Origin of the sequence: Coleofasciculus chthonoplastes PCC 7420, from assembly GCF_000155555.1 — a bacterium.
Taxonomy (GTDB): Bacteria; Cyanobacteriota; Cyanobacteriia; order Cyanobacteriales; family Coleofasciculaceae; genus Coleofasciculus; species Coleofasciculus chthonoplastes_A.
On sequence record NZ_DS989847.1, the window covers coordinates 81,925 to 105,605 of the forward strand.

General features: G+C 46.5%; 23 protein-coding genes. 6 read left to right on the forward strand and 17 right to left on the reverse strand.

Going from position 1 to position 23,681, the window contains the following annotated elements; genetic code table 11:
* Positions 1-510: 510 nt before the first annotated feature.
* Positions 511-1,395, forward strand: a complete 885-nt coding sequence (locus tag MC7420_RS11120; RefSeq protein WP_006100496.1) for a pentapeptide repeat-containing protein — start codon at positions 511-513, stop codon at positions 1,393-1,395.
* A 360-nt stretch (positions 1,396-1,755) separates the two neighbouring features.
* A complete protein-coding gene (locus MC7420_RS11125; protein ID WP_006100611.1) occupies positions 1,756-2,976 on the forward strand; it encodes a glycoside hydrolase family 10 protein in 1,221 nt (406 codons plus the stop codon).
* A gap of 68 nt (positions 2,977-3,044) precedes the next feature.
* Here MC7420_RS11125 and MC7420_RS11130 read toward each other — a convergent pair whose 3' ends face one another.
* Positions 3,045-6,095 (reverse strand): efflux RND transporter permease subunit, encoded by a 3,051-nt coding sequence (locus tag MC7420_RS11130; RefSeq protein ID WP_006100497.1) that lies wholly within the window; start codon positions 6,093-6,095, stop codon positions 3,045-3,047.
* An 80-nt stretch (positions 6,096-6,175) separates the two neighbouring features.
* On the reverse strand, positions 6,176-7,675 hold the full coding sequence (locus tag MC7420_RS11135; protein ID WP_006100599.1) for an efflux RND transporter periplasmic adaptor subunit: 1,500 nt from the start codon (positions 7,673-7,675) through the stop codon (positions 6,176-6,178).
* A gap of 108 nt (positions 7,676-7,783) precedes the next feature.
* On the opposite strand from MC7420_RS11135, the gene MC7420_RS42420 reads away from it, so the two are divergent.
* Entirely contained in the window at positions 7,784-7,969 is a 186-nt protein-coding gene (locus tag MC7420_RS42420) for a hypothetical protein (RefSeq protein ID WP_006100586.1), read from the forward strand.
* Here the strand turns inward: MC7420_RS42420 and MC7420_RS39525 are convergent.
* The 8 genes from MC7420_RS39525 to MC7420_RS11165 all read right to left on the reverse strand — a co-directional run bounded on the left by MC7420_RS39525 (position 7,966) and on the right by MC7420_RS11165 (position 15,240).
* The gene (locus tag MC7420_RS39525; protein ID WP_157453134.1) at positions 7,966-8,151 is read right to left on the reverse strand and encodes a hypothetical protein; all 186 of its coding nucleotides are present in this window, start codon (positions 8,149-8,151) and stop codon (positions 7,966-7,968) included. The genes MC7420_RS42420 and MC7420_RS39525 overlap by 4 nt on opposite strands.
* Before the next feature lie 3 nt (positions 8,152-8,154).
* Complete coding sequence (locus tag MC7420_RS11140) at positions 8,155-9,318, reverse strand: glycosyltransferase family 4 protein (RefSeq protein ID WP_006100401.1); 1,164 nt, start codon at positions 9,316-9,318, stop codon at positions 8,155-8,157.
* Positions 9,319-9,338: 20 nt separating this feature from the next.
* Entirely contained in the window at positions 9,339-10,802 is a 1,464-nt protein-coding gene (locus MC7420_RS11145) for an MFS transporter (protein WP_006100473.1), read from the reverse strand.
* A 392-nt stretch (positions 10,803-11,194) separates the two neighbouring features.
* Entirely contained in the window at positions 11,195-12,064 is an 870-nt protein-coding gene (recO, locus tag MC7420_RS11150) for a DNA repair protein RecO (protein ID WP_006100417.1), read from the reverse strand.
* Positions 12,061-12,186, reverse strand: coding sequence for a hypothetical protein (locus MC7420_RS43325; protein WP_269546262.1), 126 nt, complete (start codon positions 12,184-12,186; stop codon positions 12,061-12,063). Before MC7420_RS43325 ends, recO begins: the two co-directional genes overlap by 4 nt.
* On the reverse strand, positions 12,183-12,860 hold the full coding sequence (deoC, locus tag MC7420_RS11155; RefSeq protein WP_044206557.1) for a deoxyribose-phosphate aldolase: 678 nt from the start codon (positions 12,858-12,860) through the stop codon (positions 12,183-12,185). The genes MC7420_RS43325 and deoC overlap by 4 nt, the downstream gene beginning before the upstream one ends.
* 163 nt (positions 12,861-13,023) lie before the next feature.
* Positions 13,024-13,710, reverse strand: coding sequence for a Uma2 family endonuclease (locus MC7420_RS11160; RefSeq protein ID WP_006100383.1), 687 nt, complete (start codon positions 13,708-13,710; stop codon positions 13,024-13,026).
* Positions 13,711-13,809: 99 nt separating this feature from the next.
* Complete coding sequence (locus MC7420_RS11165; RefSeq protein ID WP_006100507.1) at positions 13,810-15,240, reverse strand: hypothetical protein; 1,431 nt, start codon at positions 15,238-15,240, stop codon at positions 13,810-13,812.
* 262 nt (positions 15,241-15,502) lie between these two features.
* Here MC7420_RS11165 and MC7420_RS11170 point away from each other — a divergent pair, with 262 nt between their 5' ends.
* Positions 15,503-15,808: a hypothetical protein gene (locus MC7420_RS11170; RefSeq protein ID WP_044206560.1), complete on the forward strand. Its 306-nt coding sequence runs from the start codon at positions 15,503-15,505 to the stop codon at positions 15,806-15,808.
* A 21-nt stretch (positions 15,809-15,829) separates the two neighbouring features.
* Here MC7420_RS11170 and MC7420_RS11175 read toward each other — a convergent pair whose 3' ends face one another.
* The 6 genes from MC7420_RS11175 to MC7420_RS11195 form a co-directional block, all read right to left on the reverse strand.
* Complete coding sequence (locus tag MC7420_RS11175) at positions 15,830-16,006, reverse strand: hypothetical protein (protein WP_157453135.1); 177 nt, start codon at positions 16,004-16,006, stop codon at positions 15,830-15,832.
* Positions 16,007-16,049: 43 nt separating this feature from the next.
* Entirely contained in the window at positions 16,050-16,838 is a 789-nt protein-coding gene (locus tag MC7420_RS11180) for an ABC transporter permease (protein WP_044206564.1), read from the reverse strand.
* Positions 16,839-16,858: 20 nt separating this feature from the next.
* Positions 16,859-17,056 carry a hypothetical protein gene (locus MC7420_RS39530; protein ID WP_006100618.1) on the reverse strand — a complete coding sequence of 66 codons (198 nt, stop codon included), beginning with the start codon at positions 17,054-17,056 and terminating at the stop codon, positions 16,859-16,861.
* The gene (locus tag MC7420_RS11185; RefSeq protein WP_006100710.1) at positions 17,053-18,036 is read right to left on the reverse strand and encodes an ABC transporter ATP-binding protein; all 984 of its coding nucleotides are present in this window, start codon (positions 18,034-18,036) and stop codon (positions 17,053-17,055) included. Before MC7420_RS11185 ends, MC7420_RS39530 begins: the two co-directional genes overlap by 4 nt.
* 6 nt (positions 18,037-18,042) lie before the next feature.
* Positions 18,043-18,663: an HD domain-containing protein gene (locus MC7420_RS11190; protein WP_006100728.1), complete on the reverse strand. Its 621-nt coding sequence runs from the start codon at positions 18,661-18,663 to the stop codon at positions 18,043-18,045.
* Between the two features lie 291 nt (positions 18,664-18,954).
* On the reverse strand, positions 18,955-20,415 hold the full coding sequence (locus tag MC7420_RS11195) for an LCP family protein (RefSeq protein ID WP_006100446.1): 1,461 nt from the start codon (positions 20,413-20,415) through the stop codon (positions 18,955-18,957).
* Between the two features lie 221 nt (positions 20,416-20,636).
* On the opposite strand from MC7420_RS11195, the gene MC7420_RS11200 reads away from it, so the two are divergent.
* Complete coding sequence (locus MC7420_RS11200) at positions 20,637-21,695, forward strand: mannose-1-phosphate guanylyltransferase (RefSeq protein ID WP_006100604.1); 1,059 nt, start codon at positions 20,637-20,639, stop codon at positions 21,693-21,695.
* Between the two features lie 414 nt (positions 21,696-22,109).
* Here MC7420_RS11200 and MC7420_RS11205 read toward each other — a convergent pair whose 3' ends face one another.
* A complete protein-coding gene (locus MC7420_RS11205) occupies positions 22,110-22,418 on the reverse strand; it encodes a hypothetical protein (RefSeq protein ID WP_006100625.1) in 309 nt (102 codons plus the stop codon).
* Between the two features lie 388 nt (positions 22,419-22,806).
* Here MC7420_RS11205 and MC7420_RS11210 point away from each other — a divergent pair, with 388 nt between their 5' ends.
* Entirely contained in the window at positions 22,807-23,493 is a 687-nt protein-coding gene (locus MC7420_RS11210; RefSeq protein WP_071777213.1) for a toll/interleukin-1 receptor domain-containing protein, read from the forward strand.
* Positions 23,494-23,681 lie beyond the last annotated feature (188 nt).

Consider the following 23,681-nt stretch of genomic DNA (forward strand, 5'->3'; position numbering starts at 1 on the left):
CATCACTCTATCAGCCCATTAATTGCCAATTTAAATAGTATAGGGTGTATGACAAGTATGGCAGTGTAATCTGAATTATTAGGCGGACAGTGGTGAAGTTAATATTACTCAACAACTTCTTTAAGCTTGATAAAGAAGGCGGCGATTTGGGCGAAATGGCAATCGTATAGCAGTATAATCTTTATTAGTAAAGTCAGACAGGAACATTTTGGCAACGTTAAGGATTTTAAATTTTGGCGACGTCCTAGGACATCGGTCAAGAAACCGGGTTTCTTGGGGTGAAAGGTTGATATTGCGTTGTCATACTGACGAGAAACCCGGTTTCTAGGAATAGGCTCAGAGAGAAAGGATGGATTATACTACAGTTTAAGGACTTTGGGCATAAACGTAAATTTTTTCAAAGAAGGTTTATTCATTAACTATCAGGATTAAAGTAGAAAGAGAATTCCATTAAAATTATCAATCATTCAACTTTGCCCAAATCATAAATACTTAGTGGACGTTGTAGCTATGAACGTTAGACAACTTCTCAAACTGTACGAACAAGGAAATCGAGAATTCACCGGGATTGACCTCAGTGGGGCTAACCTCAGGGGAGTTATGTTAATCGGAGTTAACCTAACAGGGGCGAATCTCAGAGGTGCTGATTTGACCAGAGCATTTTTACTCAAATCAGATTTGAGTGGCACTCAGATGAATTGGACGAATCTTAATTACGTTAAAATGAGCGATGCCAAACTTGTTGACGCTGATTTGACTAAAGCCAATATCAATGGTGCTTTTATGGTCAAATCAAAGCTCACGGGTGCTAAACTCAGTGGGGCAATATTGAATGGTACAAACCTCCGACGGGCTAACTTATGGGGTGCAAATCTTTGCGGAGCGCAGTTAGAACGGGCGAATTTGCGAGATGCAAATTTAACGGGCGTGAATTTCAAATGGGCGAATTTATCGGAAGCACGGTTGATTGGTGCTAGGGTTTATGGGTCAGCACTGAGTTTTGTCAATCTCAGCTACGCCTGGTTAAAAGATTTAGATTTAGCGGGCGCTGATTTAGAAGGGGTTAATTTCAGTGGTGCGAGATTAAGTCGGGCTAATTTAGAAGGGGCAAGTTTGATTGCCGCGAATTTAGAATCCGCTAAATTGGATTGGGCGAATCTCCAAGGCGCAGATTTGACGGGCGCTAATCTGGAGAATGCGAATCTGGAAAATGCGAATCTAACCTGGGCAATTCTCAAAAAAGCTGAGTTGCTGGATGCTAAGTTAAAAGGTGCAAAACTCTATGGTTTAGATATTAACGAGATGCAGGGGAGTAATGGGGGAGGATTTCCAGTCAGTAACCAAGGCGTTGGATTTCAAGCTAATAACCAATTTGTTTACTCAACGGCTGTGTGACGAAAATTGATACCCTAGAATCGGGCGCAAACATTCATTGGTGTCAACTTGAGCTTCAAAAAGAAAGCAATACCTTGATCTGACTCCACCCTAACCCTCCCCTTATCAAGGGGAGGGAACATTTCTCCCCTACCCTCCTCGTTCCCCCCTTTTTAGATCCCCCTTCCGTCCCCCTTTTTAGATCCCCCTTCCGTCCCCCTTTTTAGATCCCCCTTCCGTCCCCCTTAAAAAGGGGGAGACAAAAGGATGCTTCGCGTTTTGTTTCATGGGGGAGACAAAAGGATGCTTCGCTTTTATTGCACGGGGGATTAAGGGGGGTTAAGATTAATCCATTGACAAATGACAAATGACAAATGACGAATGACGAATGACAAACGTCAACGTAGATTCAGGGTTTTTCTCGTATTAGGGCTGGTATTCAGTATTGTCCTACTGGTTGCTAAATCGATTGTATTTTCCCCATCTTTGGCGCGTTCCCAAACGCCAACAAAAATTACAGAAATTAGAGGCGTTTGGTTGACAAATGTCGCCAGTGGTGTATTGTTTTCGCCATGGGGAATTAACCGAGCGATCGCGCAATTGTCTAAACTGAACTTTAACACGGTTTATCCGGTGGTTTGGAATCGGGGACATACGTTTTATCCGAGTGCAGTGGCGACACAAGAACCTTTGCTGGCAATTATGCGCCTCAATGGAGATGTTTTGGCAGATATTCTACAGCAGGGACATCGCCAAGGGTTACGGGTAATTCCTTGGTTTGAGTATGGATTTATGACACCGATTTATTCTGAATTAGCGCGGCGTCATCCCACTTGGATCACTCAGAGTTTAACGCAAAAATCTGATCCGGAGAATCCCCAACTCTTATGGCTGAATCCGTTACATCCAGAGGTACAACAGCTTATCCTGGATCTAATTAAGGAAGTAGTCAGCCAATATGATGTGGATGGGATTCAGTTGGATGATCACTTTGGGATGCCTGTGGAATTGGGTTATGATCCTTATACCATTGAGCGTTATCAGCAAGAACATTATGGAAATTCTCCCCCAAATTCGCCATTAAATAGTGAATGGATGCGCTGGCGGGCGAATAAGATTAGCGAGTTTATGGGAGAGATTGTCCAGACGGTTAAATCAATTAAACCGGATTGTATCATCTCGCTTTCACCCAATCCCCAAGCCTTTGCTTATAAACATTATCTACAAGACTGGCAAACGTGGGTACAACGGGGTTGGGTTGATGAATTAGTGTTACAGGTTTATCGGGATGAGTTGAGTAGTTTTACGGCGGAACTTAATCAACCCGCAGTACGCATGGCGCGGCGAACTATTCCGGTAAGTATTGGCATTTTAACGGGAACATTGGCTGATCCGATTTCCTTTGAGCAAATTCAAGCCCAAGTTGAAGCGGTTCGCGATCGCGCCTTTGATGGTGTATCCTTTTTTTATTGGGAAACCCTGTGGAGTTATTTGACTCCGGAGTCTCCGCAACAGCGAAGGCGGGGATTTCGCGAATTATTTCCCTATCCCGCTATCCGCCTAACACTGGACAAAAAAGCCCAGAAATATCCAGTAAATTAGCGATTAGAGGAATAGCGATCGCAGAATAATCTAACAATAGCATCAACGTGTTCCCATATAAACTCTAGTTATAACTGAACCTGCTTTTTCTTTCCCCCAAATAATCCGCGCATCCAGCGATATAAGTTATCCACATAAGTAAATAACACGGGAACCACCACCAAGGTTAACAAGGTTGAAGTCGTAAACCCACCAATTACCGCGATCGCCATGGGACTGCGTACTTCACCATCCGCCCCTAATTCTAAGGCAATGGGCATCATCCCCGCAATTGTAGACACCGAGGTCATCAGAATTGGGCGTAACCGAGACACCCCCGCCTCCACTACCGCTTTAAATTGGGGTTTTCCTTCTTTTATGCCAGCTAAAGCAAAGTCTACTAATAAAATTGCATTTTTAGTCACCAATCCCATCAGCAAAACAATCCCAATTAAGGCAAACAAGCCCAACTCTTTCTGCGTCACTAACAACCCCAGTAACGCCCCACCAATGGATAAAGGCAAAGCCACTAAAATCCCAAACGGATACAAGAAATTGCTATAAAGTAAGACCAGAATCGCATAAATCGAGAGAATCGCCGCCCCTAATGCAGTTGCAAACCGGGTAAAAATATCCTGCATAATCTTGGCATCCCCAGCCGGTTCCTCAGCGACATCGGGCGGGAGGGGATTCATCGCGGGTAACGCTTTCACCGTTTCTAACGCATCGCCTAGAGAAATCCCCTCTAAATTCGCTTCCACCGATACCTGACGATTGCGATCAAAACGGTCAATTTGCGCTGGACCACTTCCCAAACGAATATCCGCCACTGCACTAATTGGAACCAAATTCCCGGTTTGACTGGGAACCTGTAAATTTTTCAGGGTACTAATATCGGCGCGAGTATCTGGGTTCAGTTGTACCCGAATTGGAATCTGCCGATCCGCTAAATCAAACTTAGCCAGATTCGACTCATTATCGCCAATTAACGCCAAAGATGCCGTTCGTGCGATCGCGCCCACCGAAACCCCCAAATCCGCCGCCCGTTCTGGATCAGGCTGAATCACAATTTCCGGCTTAACTAAACTGGTACTGGAAGTGACTTCCACCAATCCCGGAATATCCCGCATCTGCTTCTCCAAGGTTTCCGCCGTTTGCGTCAACACTGGGGCATTTTCACTCTTCAGCACAATCGATAAATCCTTACCGCCTCCCCCAGCACCTTGACTTTGAAAACTAATCCGCGCCCCCGGAATGGTTCGGAACACCTGGCGCATTTCTTGTTCAAATTCCTGCTGGGAAACCTCCCGTTCATCCTTAGGTAACAAGTTGGCGTAGACTGTACCCGAATTGATATTATCCGCCGTCGTAAAAACTTTATCAACTGCTAGATTTTCTTGCAACGACTGGTTAAGTTGTTGCATAATTTCTTCAGTTTCACTCAAGGTTGATCCAGGAGGAAGTTCAACCATTACCGTACTCAACCCCGTATCTCCGCTATCAAATAAACCTTTGGGAATTAACGGCACCAGTTGTAAACTCCCAATAAAGAAAGCCAACGCAATTAATAGAGTGGTAATCCGATGACGTAATGCCCAAGTGAGTAGATTGCGGTACGGGTGAATTCGTTTTTTGCTGGTTTCCTGTTCCCGGTTCCTTTTAGATTTCAGCCAATAAGCACTTAACATCGGTGTCATTGTACAAGCCACCAGCGTGGAAAACATGGTGGACACCGCAACAGTAACGCCAAAGGGTTGGAAAAATTGACCTGGTACCCCCCCCATAAACGCCACCGGAATAAACACCGCCACAATCGTAGCAGTTGTCGCCACCACCGCTAACCCAATTTCCCGTGAAGCATCCAATGCGGCGTTAAACGGCTTTTTGCCCATATCTAAATGTTGGTCGATGTTTTCAATCATACAAATCGCATCATCAACCAAATTTCCTACCGCTAAAGCTAACGCCAATAATGTCATCCCGTTTAAGGTATACCCCAACAGTTTCATTACCCCAAATGTGGGAATAATCGAGAGAGGTAACGCTGTTGCTGTAATCAGTGTGACTCGCCAATCCCGCAAAAACAAACCGACAGCAATCACTGTTAAAATACAGGCTAAAACTAAGGCATCAATCGTGGCTTGATAGGAATCCCGAATCGCATCAGCACGGGTAAAAATGAGTGCCAGAGTCACATCGTCTGGTAGGGTTTTTTCCAATTCGGTAACTGCTTCACGCACCCCTTCTTCCACCGTGACTAAGGTGCTACCTGTACTCCGCCGCACCGAAAACGCCACAACGGATTCCCCATTCAACGACGCCGCCTGTCGCTGTTCAGCAAAACTATCCTCAACCTCCCCTAAACTCGATAAGGGAACCGTCGCGCCATTGGGGAGAACAATCCGATAACTTCGTAATTCCGCAACCGTTTCTGCACTTCCCAGAGTCCGAATATTTTGCTCACTTCCGCCAACGTTTCCCCGCCCTCCGGGTAAGTCAATATTTAAATTGCGAATTTGATCATTCACTTGGGTGGCGGTAATCCCATAAGCTTGTAAACGACTCGGATCAAGATCAACCCGAATCTCCCGATCCACACCCCCCAAACGGTCAATTTGCGCCACACCCGGTACATTCAGCAAGGCGCGGCTAATCGTGCGATCGACTAAATCACTTAATTGTTCAACCGATCGCGTCTCAGACGCCACTGCATAAGTCATAATTGAACCGCCCGCAAACTCTAGGCGTTTGACGATCGGTTCATTCACATCCTGGGGCAAATCCTGACGAATTTGGGCAACCGCATTCCGCACATCATTCGTGGCGCGATCGCTATCGGTTCCCAGGACAAAACTAACAGTAGTGGTGGAACTCCCTTCCGTGACAGTGGAGGTGAGTTCATCAATATTTCCTAACCCCGCCACTGAATCTTCTATTTTCTTGGTGACTTGGGTTTCTAATTCTGTGGGTCCCGCACCCGGTTGAGTCACCGTCACCATCACGGCGGGAATATCGATATTCGGATTACTGTCAATTCCTAAGCGAAAAAAGGACACCAAACCAAAGATGCCCAAAATTAGGAATAAGACGATAGTCGGAACAGGTTTTTTAATTGACCAAGCAGAGAGATGAAAAGACATAAACTTCGTTAGTAGTTTGGAAACCAAAGAGGGTTTGGAAACCAAACCCCTACCGGGTAATCAAAATCCTGTTTATCGAATCAGTTAACCACCTCAACGGTATCGCCATCTTTTAAATAAGCTGCACCTTTAACTACCACGCGATCGCCTACAGATAACCCACTTTTAATTTCCACCCGATTATCACTCAGAGGTTCACCCACCTCAACAGACTGGGCTTTCACTGTATTATCGGGTTGCAAGATATAGGCGATCGCACTACCGTCACTTTGAGGCAAAATAGCTTTGGCGGGTACTGTTAACCCTTGGGCGGCTGAGGTGGTAATCGACGCCCGTAAAAACATTCCCGGTTTTAACGCAGCTGAGGCAGGTAAATTGATCTTCACCTGCGCCTGACGGGAGGCTTCATCAATGATCGGGTCAATTTCCCGAACTTTACCCGACAGTTGCAAGCTACTATCTGCATCTGAGGTAATCGTTACCGATTGTCCCGGTTTAATTTGGGGAAGTTGGGTTTCGGGGACGTTAACAATCAGTTCTAAACGTCCATTTTCGATGATTTTGAATAGGGTTTGGGAACCAGAGGTGACATCTCCCACACGGGCATTCCGTTCGGCTATTTTACCACTCACCGGGGCAACGATGCGGGTGTTGTTGAGTTGTGCCATCATCGATTGCACCTGTGCCTGTGCCTGGGCGAGTTGGGCTTCGGCTTGGGTAATCACTTCCCGTCGGGGTCCAGCCTGAAGTTGAGCAAGTTGCTGGTTGGCTTCTCGTAACCGGGCTTGTGCCTGTTCGAGTTGGGAACGATAGCTGCGTTCTTGATTGTAGACTTCATCTAAGCGATCGCGGGCAATAGCACCTTCAGCTTGCAGCTTTTTATTGCGATCGACCCGGGTTCTAGCTAATTCTAAGTCTGACTCGGCGGCTGCAACAGCAGATTCAGCGCTGCTCACCACTTCTTTAGCACGGGCAATTTCTTCACTACGGGAACCTGCCCGAAGTTCCGCGAGGCGGGCTTCGGCTTGAGCCACAGATGCTTGGGCTTGGCGTAATTGTGCCTGGAGTACCGAATCATCGAGGCGGGCTAATAACTGTCCAGCTTTGACAACTTGTCCTTCTTCCACCAACACCTGTTGAATTTGTAAGCCTGTCGCCTGAGACAAGACGGGACTCATTTCAAAAGCAGCGACACTTCCGGTGGCGTCTAAGCGGCGGTTGACACTCTCGGATGTCACTTGGGCTACAGTTACGCTTTGACTCGGGGCAGATGATGTGGCGACGGGAGGTTCTGCTGTTGGGGCGTCTGCTTGTTGAGACGAGACTAAGCGCGTCGCCCCTAACGCTAAGAGGACACCAATGCCGATGCCTAAAAACAGCCCTTTTCCTCCAGATAGCCAGCCTTTTTTGGCGTCCTCGGTTCCAGATTGGGGAGAGGAACCTGCATCTTGTGCATAAGTGTCGGCTTCAGCATCAGGGAGATAGAAGACAACATCGACATCCTGTTTGAGTTCGACAGGTTTGGCGATAGAAGAACGATTCAACTGGCTTTTCTTGGGATTTGGTGCTGTCTGAGTCACTGTTATTCCTCTTTGACGGATCGAGGTCGCTAGCTTTGTAATTGTAAAGATTAAGTTAATGAATATTTGGTTACTTTACTTAACACTACTTTACATTGTAGCGCAATCTTGACCAAGCGGTTGGTTGATGCTTCGGGTCAACTACCCCCCTGTATGGTGGGGACAAGGCAACAGGCAACAGGCAATAGGACTCAAGGTATAAATAAATGTATGTATAAAGGTGGATTTGGTATGAGGAGGCAATGCAGTGCCACGGCACGTCTGGAAGCTGGGGAAGATGTAACCTTTCTTTAAGGTATGGCAGAAGTAACGAGTTCAACATCACCCATTTGACTCATCCAACAGAGTGATTTAGGTCGAATGCCACTGACTTTAGAGTTTGTAGTAAGCGCTGTCTTCGCTTCTGGCACTAAAGTGCCTACTACGAACCCAGCTTCCCCAGCTCCCTCTGCCCTCCCACTCTCCCGAATTGGCATTGCTTATAAGGAGGAGGGACTAGGATGAGTAACGCAAGCCTGAGTTCCTTTCAAGACCTCTTTATATAAAATTTCTAATTGACTAATATTCCCACTTAGGGTATAGCGTTCTAAAACTCTAGCTCTAGCTTTTTGACCCAGAAGCGTTGTCCATTCCGTATGATCTCGTAACAAGGGCAATAGCGTATTCAATTGAGACGTGACCCGATGGGTATTCAGAATAATACCCGCGCCACCTTCTAAAACCTCACCATCCGCCCCCGCATCGGTGGCGACACAAGCCAAACCACAAGCCATGGCTTCGAGTAATGATAAGGAGAGTCCTTCTAATAACGACGGCAAAATAAATACATCGGCAGCTTGCAGAATCTCAATCCGCTGCTGTTCATCTGCCACAAATCCTAACCAGAGAATCCCATCGTATCTATCATAAAAAGGTCTTAACGTGGGAACTAGAGGTCCATTCCCGACAATCAAAAGCTTACAGCGATCGCCCATTTCCGACTGTTTCCACGCCTTGAGTAACGCCTCTACATTTTTTTCTGTAGCAATGCGACCTTGATAAACAAATAGACGTTGGGCATCAAATCGGACTTTCAAATTCGATGTGCCAGGAGCATATTTGAGCACATCAACTCCATTGGGAATTACAGCGAGTTTATGGCGAGGAACTCCCAAACGCACCAGCAAATCCCGTTGCAGTTGAGAAAAGATAATCACCCGATCATAGTGTGCCAGAAACGGGGCATAGAGTTGATAAGCAACCAGTTGGGTTCCCGATTTTAAATTGCGGCGTTTGCCATCAAAGGGGGGATGAAATGTGGCAACGAGGGGTAAATTCAGGTCTTCACAGATTTCTGGAAGCAGAAAATCTAAGGGAGACAAAGTGAGAGACGCATGGACTAAATCCGGGCGCAGTTGCTGTAGAGCCTGTTTTAGCACCTTACTCGCTTTGGGTGAGGGAATCGTATAAACTTGGGATTTATACAAGCAAGGGAGGGATACCTCCTGACAACCCGAACACAGGGGATCTGCGGCGGTTTCGTCGTGGGCAAAATGGAGAAAACTAACTTGGTATCCCCGGTCGAGTAAAGCATTAGTAACTTCTCGACCGTAAGTGACATTGCCACAAAAGGGTGATTTTTTTCCGATCCAGGCGATATGCATTCAAGTTGAATCGTGAGTCTCTATTTGTCAGCGTGGGTTAACATCGCTGATCCTGTACCGGAAATATACCAGTTTAAGCACCCTCCCGCGATCGCAATTATGGCTAAACTAAATAAGACGGGAGCTAAACCCAGCCAGGTTTCGGCTAAACCCGCTAAGGCTAAGGGCAGACTCAGGGCAATATTCACGCCATTATTTTGCAGCCCAAAAACCTTCCCCCGCATCTCTTCCGGGGTTTCGGCTTGAATGGTGGTTTGCATGGGAATCCCTACCATCGCCCCACACATCCCCAACAGGGCGGTCATTGCTAACGCCATCCAGAGATTATGAGTAAATACCGATAATCCCACTAGCGCTGCTGACATGCCGATTGATCCGTAGAGACTCAAGCGATTGTGGGTAAAATACTGACCCCAATGTCCCAGAATCGCTGCACCCGCCGCCATTCCAACTCCTCCCATTGCCAGTAAGAAGCCAAACTGTGAGGCTTTCATTCCTGGAAGGGTTTCGGCGAGTCGTACCGCTAACACGGCTAAAGCGGCGAAAATGGAGAATAATATAACTAATTGAATCATGGCATTGCGGACGCGCCGTTGCCGTTTGAGGTAAAGCAGTCCCTCCCAGATATCGGCAAAAACGTGGGGGGTTTCACCTTCAGTGGGTTCAGTATTTTCACCAGTTTTCAGCACTAGCAGCAACAATCCCGCGATCGCATACCCCCCACCGACAACCAATTCCTTGCCAAATTGCCAGTCAATCCCCAACTGCGCCACCAATTTATCGGTCAATGCTAAAAGGGGATCACCTACGGCAAATCCAATAATCAAGGATGCCATCATCGTCGTGGTATAAAGAGAATTCGCCGAGAGCAAATGACGACGCTTGACAATCAACGGAATAACCGCTTGTTCAGCCGGGGCAAAAAATTGGGTTAAGGTCGAAACTAGGAATGTGATAATTAACAAGCCATAGAAGCCGACAGGTAACTTATAGATGGGACTCCAATCCTGAGTCAGCCATAACATCGCCGGAACGGACCAAACCAAAACACCTCGCAGCAGATTTGTCGAGACAAGTACCGCCTTTTTTGACCAGCGATCCACGAATACTCCCGCCAAGGAACCAAACAGGACAGCCGGAATCGTAAACGCAATCATCAAGGCTGAAACCCAACCACTGATGCTAGTTCCCGCCGCCTGAAAGTGGCTAGCAATCAAGGCAATCATCAACACCAGATAGATTTTATCAGCAAGCTGCGAAAAAACCTGACCACTCCACAAGGTTAAAAAGTTTACATTTTTCAGAACGGGTACAAACCCTTGTTTGCTCGGTTCAGCAGGCGGTTCAGCCGTTTTCGCCGGGACGTTCTCTGCTTGACGCGGCGGCTGGTGAGGTTCTCGATAATTGCGCTTAGTCGCAGACGATGACTTTTTTTGGGCAGGATGTTGGTTAACTCGTTTGGATTCAGATTCAGATAATCGCATTCTTTACTCTTCAGTTGGCTGCTGTGGCTGATCAACCCAATGGGTGAATCGTCCACTCCAGGTATTTTGATCGGTTTTGTATGAAACTACACTTTCTCTATCATCGCATGTGAACTACCCAGCGCTAATCTCTAATCAGGTAGAGTGTGGGCTTTTGACTTCGTGGAGGACGGCTTTCGCCGTAAAAACCATCTATGTTCGTTTGTGGACAGATGCTAAATTAGACCACAAATTATTTATAGGGAATCGATTGCCATGATTTTCAGGATGTTCGGGATTAGTGCGGTTGTAGGGGCGAGTCGCTGCACAAATATGGCGGTGTGAGAATTAACCTGTCTCGACTCGCCCTTGTCTAAAGATACGCGGTGTCCGGTAAATTATGTATGGCGGGTCTATGATTCGGCAGACATCGCCAAGGCGTCTACTAACGCGGCTGAACGAATGGAACGACCAAAGTGATACTGGGCATAATCCCGTAACATGCGCTCCACTTTTACCCAGAGGGGCGCGATCGCGTCTAGGCATGACGGGGATAACTCAGCCGCCGCGAGCTGTTGTACGATTGTTAATTCAATGGCATTCAGTTTACAGGTCAACCGTGGCAGAGGGGATTGATCGACATCATGGCTACGGCTAGCAACGGGGTGGAGTACCCTCTGAGGTTGAGACGCCTCTACCGCTAAACGATAGGTTCCACCTGCCTCCACACTAAACCCGACTTGCCAATTCTGATCCGTAAAATCAGGCTGAATCGGGTGCTGAGAGATACAACACTGTTGCACTTGCGGCGCAATCCCAGCTAACGCCAATAGGTGAAAAATTCCCTGGCAAAGGTGTGCCAAAAGGAGAGATGTACCGGAGTGACTGCTACTTAATGGGGGTAACTGTTCCAATCGCCGCAGATGCTCATTAAATAAAGCGTACAATTCGGCTTGGGGTTGCTCACTTAGAGCATGACATAAGACTAATTCCGCTAGGTACTGACTTGCCGCCAGCTTGCCTAAATCCTTCGCCAATCCCGGATAGGATTCCAAGGTTTCAGCTTGAGTAATTTTATCAAGCGATCGCCCTTTGTAGATCAGTAACTGATTCACGACAAACAAGCCCATTCTACCCGCCAATTTCGAGTTCTGTTTGCGGGAACCTGGTGCCACTACCCGAATCAATCCCCACTCTGGCGTTAAAATCGTGACTAGGCGATCGGCTTCACCTAGCGGCATACTTTTCAGATTAATCCCCGTGGCGTTATAGGTTTTAGTCATTTGTCATTTGTCATTCGTGTCATGTCAAGACTCTCGGATTTGGTGGGGGCGGGTTTAGTTACGTTAATGGTTTGAGTCGCCACGTTATTGGTTAAACCCGCCCCTACATACTTAAACCTCATTCCTTGTCTTTTCCCTCACGCTGTTGCAACAACTCTGGTCCACGAGAGGTTCCTAATCGGGTTGCTCCGGCTATGACTAAATCTAACGCTTGTTCGATGGTGCGGATACCTCCTGAAGCCTCAATCCCGATTTGTCCTTTTGTCAAGTCTTTCAAAAATTTGACATCCGACACCGTTGCACCTCCATGCCAACCTGTACTGGTTTTGAGATATTGCGCCCCAGCATCAATGCAAATTTCGGCGGCGAGTTGTTTTTCCGTGTCAGTTAAAAGCGTTGTTTCTAAGATAACTTTGACGGTTTGCCCGGTTTCCTCGCAGATTGGGGCAATTTCGCGATAGATAGCATCAGTGTTCCCAGTTTTTAATGCCCCTAGATGAAGCACGACATCCAATTCCGTCGCGCCATTTTCTACTGCTTCTTGGGCTTCGTAGAGTTTAGCCGCAGTTGTGGTAGCGCCACTGGGAAAGCCAATCACGGTACAAACCTTGGGCGTTTTGTTGTGTAAGAGTTCAGCCGCGAGTTTGACGTACACCGGATAGACACAGACTGTGGCAAACTGAAATCGATCAGCTTCACGACACCATTTTTCTACCTGTTCAGGTGTCGCCGTGGGCGAGAGGAGAGCATGATCAATGAGAGGGGCAATATCGATATCGGGATAATCCATTGCGATCGCGTTTCTACTCTATAAAAAAACTTAACACTTAAAATGTCATGCTCCTTAAACTGGGTCGGTTTCGACTTCGCTCAACCCACCCTACGGCATATCCAGGGTTTTTGCGCTCCCCCAATGTCAATTTTAAATGCCATTTCAATTAAAATTTAACACCTAACACCTACTGACGTGATGCCAAGTCTGAAACAAAATCTTGATGATCCTGACTGGCTAATCCCTGCTGCAATACCTCTAAAACCTTGGCTAAATCTCCAGCTAATAACGCCGTTCTATCTAGCCACAATCCTGGAAAAAAAACTGAACAAATTATCCCATCGCTATTGGACTCAACTTTAACATAATCTCCTGCATTTAACCTAAACCAATCTAATTCTCCGTTTTCAACTCGCCATACCAAATAGTCTTGTACTCCATTGCGGCGATATACGTTGAATTTTTGGTGCAAATCAATGGAAACACTACTCGCCGCAATTTCTACGATTAACTCAGGCGCACCTTCGATATAATCATCGTCGCTAATCGTTGATTGTCCACCGACTTTAATTCTCAGAATAGCATCCGGTTGAGGTTCGTTATCGAGATCCAGCCTAACTGTACAATTGTCGCCCAATTGCAGATTAGGAGTGAAACTTGTGTAGAAGCCTAGCCACAACATAATATGAGCATGGGGTTCGCCATGTTGGGTAATCCGGAGGGGAGATGCCATATAAACGATTCCTTCAATTAATTCCGCTTTTTTCAGATCAGGCATAGCTGAATAGCGATGCTCAAATTCAATACGGTTGAGTTTATCGCCGTTTTCTAAGCGGGGAATTGTTACTTGAGGAGAGAGTTTTGTCGATGTCATGGTCACCACTCGCGATCGCTGCCTTTATTATCCTTTCAAATACTAGCATCTACGCCCATTTTGGCGTAGGGAATAACTTGACCTGTAGAATGTGAAACACTACTGAATTTTGGGATTTTCCATCTCTTGACGCAGTTGATCAGCTTCTTCTAAAGTGGCTTCCGGATCTTCATCAGTTGAACGCTGCACATAATTAATCTTAAATTCTTCTAACAAATCAGACAGCAACGACTGAAGTTCTAACTGGGTTGCCTCATCCTGTAGTTCTTCCCGCAGGGCGTACTTAAAATTATGACTTAGTTGGTCAAATAGTTGTCGCCCTTGCAGATCAGAGTAGGAGGTGGCTATGACTTCATAAGTGGCTTGGGCTAAATAATTAGCCAGGTTTTCCATAACCTCTTTGGGCAACCCTTTCATTCCCGGTACTTGTCGCAATCCCGTGTAAAAATCTGATTGTTGCAGCGCTCCCTTGAGACTATGATGCAACAATGCCTGTAAATCGGGTTGAACTTGGGGTAAGACTTTATAAATCGAGAGTTCTAAAAGTCTGTCTGTAATCGCATCAACTTTATTAATATCACTAACTTGAACATAAGCCTCAGGTTGCAATATGGCACGCGCCATATCTCCTTTATCAACAGATTCTTTGGTTTGATTAATCAGTCGCACCATCAAAAACATCGATACCCGATCTGCCAAATACGCCGCTGGTTCATGGGTGACTTGTGCTAAAATTCGCTCCATATTGAACAATCCCGATTGATGCGATCGCACGGATGCCGGAATAATGCGTAACCAGCGCCAGGTGGGAAGTAGCAGCAGCATGTCGTACCAACGCCGCCAGAGGGTATCTCCCCAGGTCAACTTCTCTTGGCGTCGAGACATGAAGAAGGTACGGAATAAAAGCTCAATCCCAAAAAAGGCAATAAAATAAAGGTCAATACGCCAGAAGTTATCAACAAGTTGACCATTTTCGTCGGTGGGTCGAAAATAATTGCTGTTCAGTAGCGGTCGAATATCGCTGTTAAAGAATGAGAGGGCGTTTTCCCAGCCCACTTGCACCAGATACTCCTGTCGCCAAAATCGCGCAAAGGCTTGCTTGGCTGATTCCGTATTCAGATGATCCCGCATCCGCCGCTTCAATTTAGCGAATGTACCAAACTTATTGGCTGCCAAAAATGGGTTCTCTTCAATCAGATCATTACTTTGTTGGCGCAACTCTTGCAAGACTTGCTCGGTTGGCGGTGCTTGTAGTCCTTGCTGGGAGAGTTGTACAGTTAAAGCATCAACGGTTTGGAGATAACGTTGGGTATCCGGATGAGGCTCAATACTTTTCACCGGGTCATAGAATGTTGCGATCTTAGGAAATTCTCGCACATAAACATCCCGCAATGGGATATAGCTGAGATTGAATAATGCCAGCAGGATATTTGCCCATGCAATTAAGGCGGTGAGCTTGTTCCACCAGTTCCGACCCCGGTGTTTGTAGGAATCGGCATGGGTTTGTTGGCTTAGAGCTTGGTCTACCATTTTCCCGTTGGATAGTCACTGCAAACGAATCAGGGCAAGTGCATCACCCCTATTTCAACTGAGCGTATCAGACGCTACAACAAATTAGTTATCTCGCTAGATAGAAGACAGAACTGGATTATATCATTCAAAAGATAGATGAATGAACCAGACGAATCACTCAATAATGAAGGAGGAATTAAACATTTATGGTTTTATCCAGCCTTTTTGAGGCGTACCCAGCCTTTTTGAGGCAAATTTTTGACGTTAATGAGGTATTCTTATGGCTACCGAACCAAACCAGCAACAGATATACCGAGACAAAGTGCAAGCTGAGTTAAACAAGCTAAATGCTCAGGTTGATGAAATGAAAGCCAAGGCAGCCCAAGCCCAGGCTGATACTAAGATTCAGTACACTAGCCTGCTTGAGGAACTGCAAACAAGACAGGTTGCGGTGCAAAAGCAACTGGAAAAACTCCAGACGGCTAGTCAAGATGCTTGGGAAGATATCAAAATTGGTGTAGAAGCCGCTTGGCTGGATTTACAGCAGTCCTTCCAAAATGCTGTTGCCAAATTTGATCAAAAATAGTGATTGGAGATTAGGGAACCCTTAACCTTGCTCAGGGAAAATGATTTGTCGGGGCGGGTTGAGGAACTTTCTTTTAGTTGTGGATAATAAAGTTTGTTCAAAACCCGCCCTGAGCGATGTGTAGGGGCGGATTTGGCTATTATCGTTTATTCTCACCCTAATGTTACTCAACCCGCTCTCATCTTCCAGACGTGCCATGGCACGTCTATATTTCCCCAGCACCCCTGCACCTCCGCCCATCTCAAGCTCCCATTCCCGAATACTGCTTCAATCCCTTGCGCCACAACCAGCGATTGATGGTAAAAAACAACAATCCCCAACCCACCATAACCAAAATTCCTTTGACAAAATTAACAGGTAGCCCAACTAACAACGCGGCAGGAAAATGAGCCAAGTAAGGGAAAGGTGTCCACTCGGCAACGGCTCGGACTGTAGGGGGAAAAACTTCCAACGGTGCCATCATTCCTGACAGAAACAAATAGAATAAATACCAAAATTGTTCCAGTGAACTGGCTCGCTCTGTCCAAAATGCAAATAAGGCAAAGGTATATTGGATTAAAAATCGTAGGGCAAATGCCATTGCCGTGATGAATATAAATAATAGTATATCACCCAAACCAGGCAACCAAAATGCTGGGGGATAGAGGAGAAAGAACAAACCTAAAAGCATAACCGATAAAGGTAGGCGAACAAAGCGTTCAGATAGATGACCTGCAACATGATGCCATACAGGATCAATGGGTTGCAGGAGTTTAGGAGATAGTCTGCCTTCTACCACTTCCCGTTCAAAATCAAAAATCATCCACACCACAGTAAACTGGCGAACGATAAAAACGGATAGGAAGTAACGCATAAATTCTTCAGGAGTTAGCTCAAACTCCCCGGCTTGAGCTGCCTGCATCCAAACCCCCATAAGAATCAGCGGCAAGCTATTGGAAAGTATCCAAAAAAAAAGCTCTGCTCGGTATTCTAACATGTGAGCATAGTAAACAGACAGAAATATCTTACTGGTATAAATTAATCGCTTCATAGTAATTAGACGCTGCTGAATCAGTATTGTGGTGGGGCAGATGGGGAAGGTAAATAATTAATGACTAGAAAAAAGTTTTCTATGTAGGGGCGGGTTTCACTACTATCGTTTTTTGCCCACCCTAATGTCACTAAACCCGCCCTGTCCAAATGATTAATTTCTGGACAAATGACCAATGACCAATGACCAATGACCAATGACCAATGACCAAAAATCACGAAACAACTCCGGCTCGGAAAACCCGACCGATGACTTCTTCGATGGGGGGGTCACTAACCGTTAAATCTATCACCTCTAAATCCGCTAAAATTCGAGCCACGGTACTTGTCAGCTTTTCACGCTGCACGAGGAAACGTACTGCTAACCCATCTACCGCTTCTATTTCTGCATAACCTGATAATTCCTCTTTTGACAAGGGTTGAGCCAGTTCTACTTTCACCTCCCGATAGGGCGCAAAGCGATTGAGGAGTCCCTCCAAGCTGCCATCATAAATCATCTGCCCTTCATAAATTAGCAGCACTCGCTGACACAGCGCCGTAATATCTGCCATGTAGTGACTGGTCAATAAAACGGTGGCTCCCGTGCGCTGGTTGTACTCGCGTAAGAAATTCCGCACCGCTAATTGTGCATTAACATCCAATCCCAACGTGGGTTCATCTAAAAATAAGACTTGGGGTTGATGCAAAAGCGCCGCCAGCAATTCAGCTTTCATGCGTTCTCCGAGGGAGAGTTTCCGCACGGGTTGCGTGAGTTTGGCTTCTAAGGATAACATTTCTGCCAGTTCCCCGACGCGACGTTGAAATTGGTTGTGAGAAATTCCATAAACGGCGGCGTTGATTCTCAGGGAATCCCAGGCGGGTAAGTCCCAAAGCAGTTGTTGCTTTTGACCCATGACTAGGGTAATCTGCTGCAAAAAGCTCGATTCCCGCTGAAATGGCTGATGACCCGCCACCTTAACCTCACCCCCGGAAGGGTGAACAAGTCCGGTGAGCATTTTCAACGTCGTGGTTTTACCGGCACCATTGGGACCGAGAAATCCCACCACTTCCCCCATGCCAATTTCAAAGGAAACATTTTGTACAGCAACGACAGAGCGGTACTTTCGGCGCAAAAAGTGGGTGAGAGTACCCTTAATACCGGGTTGTTTGACCGCTACGGGATAGACTTTGCTCAGATTTCGAGCCACAACAATAGACATAATAATCTAGTCTACTTGACTCTCAGTGGAGAGCGATCTCGCATTTTGTAAATAACCCGCTTTAATACAGTCCGCCACAATTTGCTCAACCAATCCCCAAAGCTGAGGTGTACCCTCTTGCACAGGTTCCATACGTTGCATCACTTGAGGTTCAGTAATATCATGAAGCTGCCAAGTTCCACCGTGATTCTGTTGATTTAGCAGCAGGGGTTGTAAACGGTCTAGAGCGACGGCAAATCGGGCAGTCGGCGTGGTGACGGCTTCAAATTCATCCCAGATTTCCCGTAACGATTGCCCTTGGTCTTCGGGTAACATGCCAAAAATCCGGGTAGCGGCTTTTTCTTCCCGAACCGCTTTATCCTGATTTCCCTGTACGTCATAGCAGAACGTGTCTCCCGCGTCAATTTCCACTAAATCATGCAGCAGTACCATCGTTATCGCTCGTCCCAGATCAACCTGGGGAGGTGCATACTCGGCAAGAATAATCGCCATCAATGCCAAATGCCAAGAATGTTCGGCGCTGTTTTCCTGACGAGAATCATCAGTTAATCGGGTTTGGCGCAGAATTCCCTTGAGTTTATCAATTTCAATAATGAATTGAATTTGTTGGTTAAGTCGGCAATTCATGTGTCATGTGTCATGTGTCATTCGTTATTTGTCATTCGTTATTTGTCCAGAAATTCATCATTTAGACAGGGCGGGTTTAGTGACATTAGGGTGGGCAAAAAACGATAGTAGTGAAACCCGCCCCTACACATACAACTCTTTTCTAGTCATTGATCATTCACCTCCCCCATCTCCCTCATCTTCCCCAGCTCCCCCAGCTCCCCCAGCTCCCTCTGCTCCCCCATCTCCCTCTGCTCCCCCTACTTCTGATAACTGATAACTGCTCACTGATAACGGATAACTCCCCCAGCATTATTCCTCCGATTCTGGGTGTCGAATCAACCAATCCTCACCCACACGAATGGTTAAATCGGATTCAATATCGCCTGTGGAAGAGGCTTCGACGTGACCGAGTTGCAAAACCCTTTTCAAGGTGGTTGCTGCTTTCAAATCGCCTTGTTGCACAATAATCTGAGTTTCGCGTACCTGATCGGGCCAATCCCGTATGATGTAGACATTATAGAAGTCGTTTTTTGCCAAATATCGAGCAACTTCGTGAGCTAATTTCGGGTCATCTGTGGCATTTTGAATCGCAATTCGCAACCGTTGGGGAGAACGCCGAATCTCCGATGAACTCCAGTCAAGGGTTTGCTGAAAGTATTGTTGCATAACGCGATCGCGTCCGGCAGAATCCATAATCCAATAGCTGGCAACATATTCCTCTGGATCACTGAAGCGACCGGGCAAAAGTACCATCTGAAAATCATCTTTGTCTAAATCTAAGCCAAAGCCCACCAGCGCCAGCATTTCTTCTAAACTGAGATTGGTATCAATATATTGCTGCATCACCCGAATGATTTGGGGTAAACGCGGTAGCACCTTGGGACTGAGCAACCGTTGACGCAGCGCCTTGAGTAGCGTTTGTTGGCGCTGAACTCGACCAATGTCGCCGTAGCCGTCTTTACGAAATCGAGCAAACTGTTCGGCTTGGTCTCCATTTAAGATTTGCCATCCCGGTTCTAAATCAATGTACAAATCCTGGGTGACATCCTCATACTGCATCGGATAGGGAACAAATACCTCAACTCCCCCCACCAGGTCTACCAGTTCCCGAAATGCATCCGTCGTTACCCGCACATAACGATCAACGGGTGCATCATTTAGAGTACGGCTCACCACCCGTGCGGCTAACGCTGCACCCCCTTCCACATTGGCATCATTGATTTTGGCAAGTCCTACCTCCGGAAGTTCCACTTGGGTATCCCGAGGAATGGAAAGCATCGTCACAGACTCTTCTGTCGGGTCGAGGCGTAACAGCAGCATAGTATCGCTGCGACCACTGAAAACGTCGGAGGAGTTTTTGTCATTATCGGAAACGCGGTCAATTCCCATGACCAGGATGTTGACGGGTCGGGCTAAATCATAGCGAAACGCTTGTCGCCAGGAATTTTCTTTCGCGCCAGGGACAAAATTTTGCGGCACGATTAAGGGGGACAGAGGGGTAATTAGGGCAACCGTTGCGCCCAAGGTAGCAGATACTGTAGCGGTTAAGATAAACGCCGCACTCCACAGAAACCAGCGCATATAGCGACCACCACTGGATTTATTTGAATGATCATCGGAATGGGACTCTCCGCCATCACCCTCTGGCGGTGGGGGAGGCGGGGAATCCCCAGTATCATTTTCAGCGACATCAGAGTCGCCCTGCGATCGCGGATAACTTTCTGGATGGGAGACTTGAAAACTCCAGCTAGTTTGGGAACTGTTCGACACGTTGTTTTACCCTCACCACACACAAACTGTTCTGGATTCTTTGACGTTCACCGAATCTATTGCTGGATTATAACGTTACCCAGCCCACTCCCCCTGCTTCCCCTGCTTTCCCTGCTTCCCCTGCTCCCCCTGCTCCCCCTGCTTCCCCAGCTCCCCCTGCTCCCTCCGCCCCTCCGCTCTCCCAGGCTAGGATGTAGCAGACAATCAGAATAGCACGGACAATGAGTCAATTAATACCTGTAATTTTAGCTGGCGGCAAAGGTGAACGGTTTTGGCCCCTTAGCCGCAAACACCGACCTAAGCAGTTCTTAAGTTTAGATGGTAGTGGAAAGAGTTTATTACAGACCACGGCTGACCGTCTCAGTCAATTGGCGGGAGGTTCAGCCAATGTCTGGGTGATCACATCGGCTCAATTAGCCGACGGGGTGAAACAACAGTTACCCCAACTTAATAACGAGCATATATTAGCCGAACCCGAAGGGCGGGATACTGCACCTGCTGTGGCGTGGGCAACCTTAGAAATTGCGCGTCACTATGGAGAAGATGCGGTGGTTGGCTTTTTTCCAGCAGACCATTGGATTGCAGACCAGCAGGCGTTTCAGCAGACCATTGAGGCGGCGACTCAGTTAGCGGCGACTGAAGCGGCGATTGTCACCTTAGGAATTGCCCCGGACTACCCCTCTACAGGTTACGGTTATATCGAACAAGGAGAACCCGCCGGAACGTTTAATAATTTACCAATTTATCGGGTGGCTCGATTTACAGAAAAGCCAGACCGAGAAACAGCCGAGAAATTTCTGGCGACGGGGAAATTTAGCTGGAATGGTGGGATGTTTATTTTCCGGGCTGGCGTCGTTTTAGCGGAACTAAACACGTATGCGGCTGATATTATCAATCCGTTACAACAACAGGGGATTGATGCTTATTCTAAACTACCTAAAATCAGTATTGATTATGCCTTAATGGAGAAAACCCAACTGGCTTATGTTCTCCCGACTGCGTTTGATTGGGATGACTTGGGAGATTGGAATGCCTTAGAACGCTTGCACAAGGGAGAGGCGGCGAATGTGGAACTGGCAACTCATGTAGGGAAAGATACCCAAGGGGCGATTCTTTATACCAGTGATCAGGATGAGGTGATTGTGACGATTGGCTTAGAAGATGTGGTGGTTGTGCGAGATGGTGGGGTGACGTTAATTGTGAAAAAAGACCGCACCCAAGAAATTAAGCAGGTACTGAAAACCCTACAAGCGGATTCGAGATTTAGTCAGTTCCTTTAATTGTAATTTGTCCTGGATTATTGTCCGGATGAAGTACAGCCTTAAGCAAGATCCCCGACTTCTTGGAGAAGTCGGGGATCTGTCTGTGTACCTCAGGGAAATAGGGCGCACGTCGGTGCGCCCATAGGAGTGTTTGGCTAAGATTAGCCGATGTTAACTTTGACTAGACGGTTCATTTCATTTTGTAAGGAATCAATTTCCCGGAACGGTTCCCAACGAATCAGTGTCATAATGTATAACCCTCTAAAAACGAAGTGAGTATTTCAGGGGTTTTTTAGAACCACCTCTTTCTATGTTTTTAGAATACAAAAACCCAAAAGGTAGAGGGATTCGGTTCAATACCCTATTGGAGTAGTATTCACCGCACCTAAGGGGGGCATTCACTGAGTTTTGGCAGAAGGGTCAAGGTTGGAGTTATGAGAACCCTGTTCCCTGTTTCTGGGGCGCTTGGGGATTCTTCCCGGCTTCGGCGAGTATCTTCACCTGTTCTAAGGCTTGGGCTTTGTCTTGGGGGGATAAGTTATCCTCCGCCTCAATAATACGCTGCAGTTGTCTCAGGAGTTCTTTGGTTCCTGTAAGCTGCGTCTGTGTGGCTGTGGGGAGTTGGTTAATCGCATTGGTGGTGTCAGTGGCGATCGCATCCAGATTGATGGAGTCTGAATTGCCACTCTCTGCACCCTTTTCCGGGTTTGTCTGATTGGGCGTTTGGGAATTCTTCAGCATTATTCTCTCCTTGAGTTGGGTTTAGGTTTAGGTTACCGAAGGCGTGATCCTGGCACATCTCCCTATGGTTCAATCGACTCCACCCACGAATTCAGTTCTTTTCAAGGGACAAAGCTGTCGATACTCGAAATTTGACTAATAACTTAGAGAAAATTAATATATCAAAAGTTATTCTGCCAAAATTATCAAGATTTTTTAACAATGTCCGGAATTTTTCCTGGCTGCTATGAAGTCTCCAAAAATTCAAGCCTTATAGTATATTTTTAGATATCAGATGACTAGCATTCACCCCCCAAGTAATCATTCTCTTCCTCCGCGTTTTACCAAGAAGCTGCTGTCTTTGTTCCAGTCTCGTTTCCGAAAACTGGACATTCAAGAGCGTGGCAGTATGTTATTTTTCTCTTACTCCCACAAGGACAAAGTATTCGTTCAAAAGCTCTACGTCGCTTTGTCTCCGAATTATGAAATCTGGGTAGATTGGGAAGATATTCCACCAGCGGTTGAGTGGTGGGAGGAAATTAAGCGAGGGATTGAAGATTCGGATTATTTTCTATTTATGCTAACTCCAAACTCAGCGATATCTAAGGTTTGTGGTCAAGAGTTAGAGTATGCTTTAAGTCAAGGTAAACGGATTTTTCCGATTGTGATTGAGCAACCTGATCCAGTTCCTCTATCACTGCGATCTATCAACTGGATGTTTTTTACTCCAGAAGAGGATTTTGGCGTTTGCTTAACCAAATTATTGAATGCTCTCAATATTAATCCAGAAGACGCCAGATTACATACTAAATTCTACGGACTCTGGCGGGATTGGGTTTTTCATGATCGGGATCGCAGTTATTTGCTACGTGGTAAACAACTCTGGGAAGCAACAGCTTGGTTGGTTGCATCGGACAACAATACACCATTGCCACTTCAAGAACACCGAGAATATATTTGGGCGAGTCAGTTGGCACAGTTTGTACGAATTAAACGAATTGCTACAGGTATAATTGTTAGTGCGATTCTGGGTGTCTTAATTACTCTGCATTTTCTTACCCCTAGCTTTTGTGAAAATGGAAGTTTCCCTTTTTAGATCCCCCTTCCGTCCCCCTACCCCCCTCATCTGACAGGTGTAGGTTTTTTATTTAAGGGTGGAGACAAGACAAGGGGACAAGGAAGGAAAGAAGACAAGGGGGAAAAACCGTACAGAATTCGGTTCGGTCAAACTAACTTCTAAAAGCCGAAACGCCCTATTTTTCGTTAAAACTCTTCCTTGTCTAC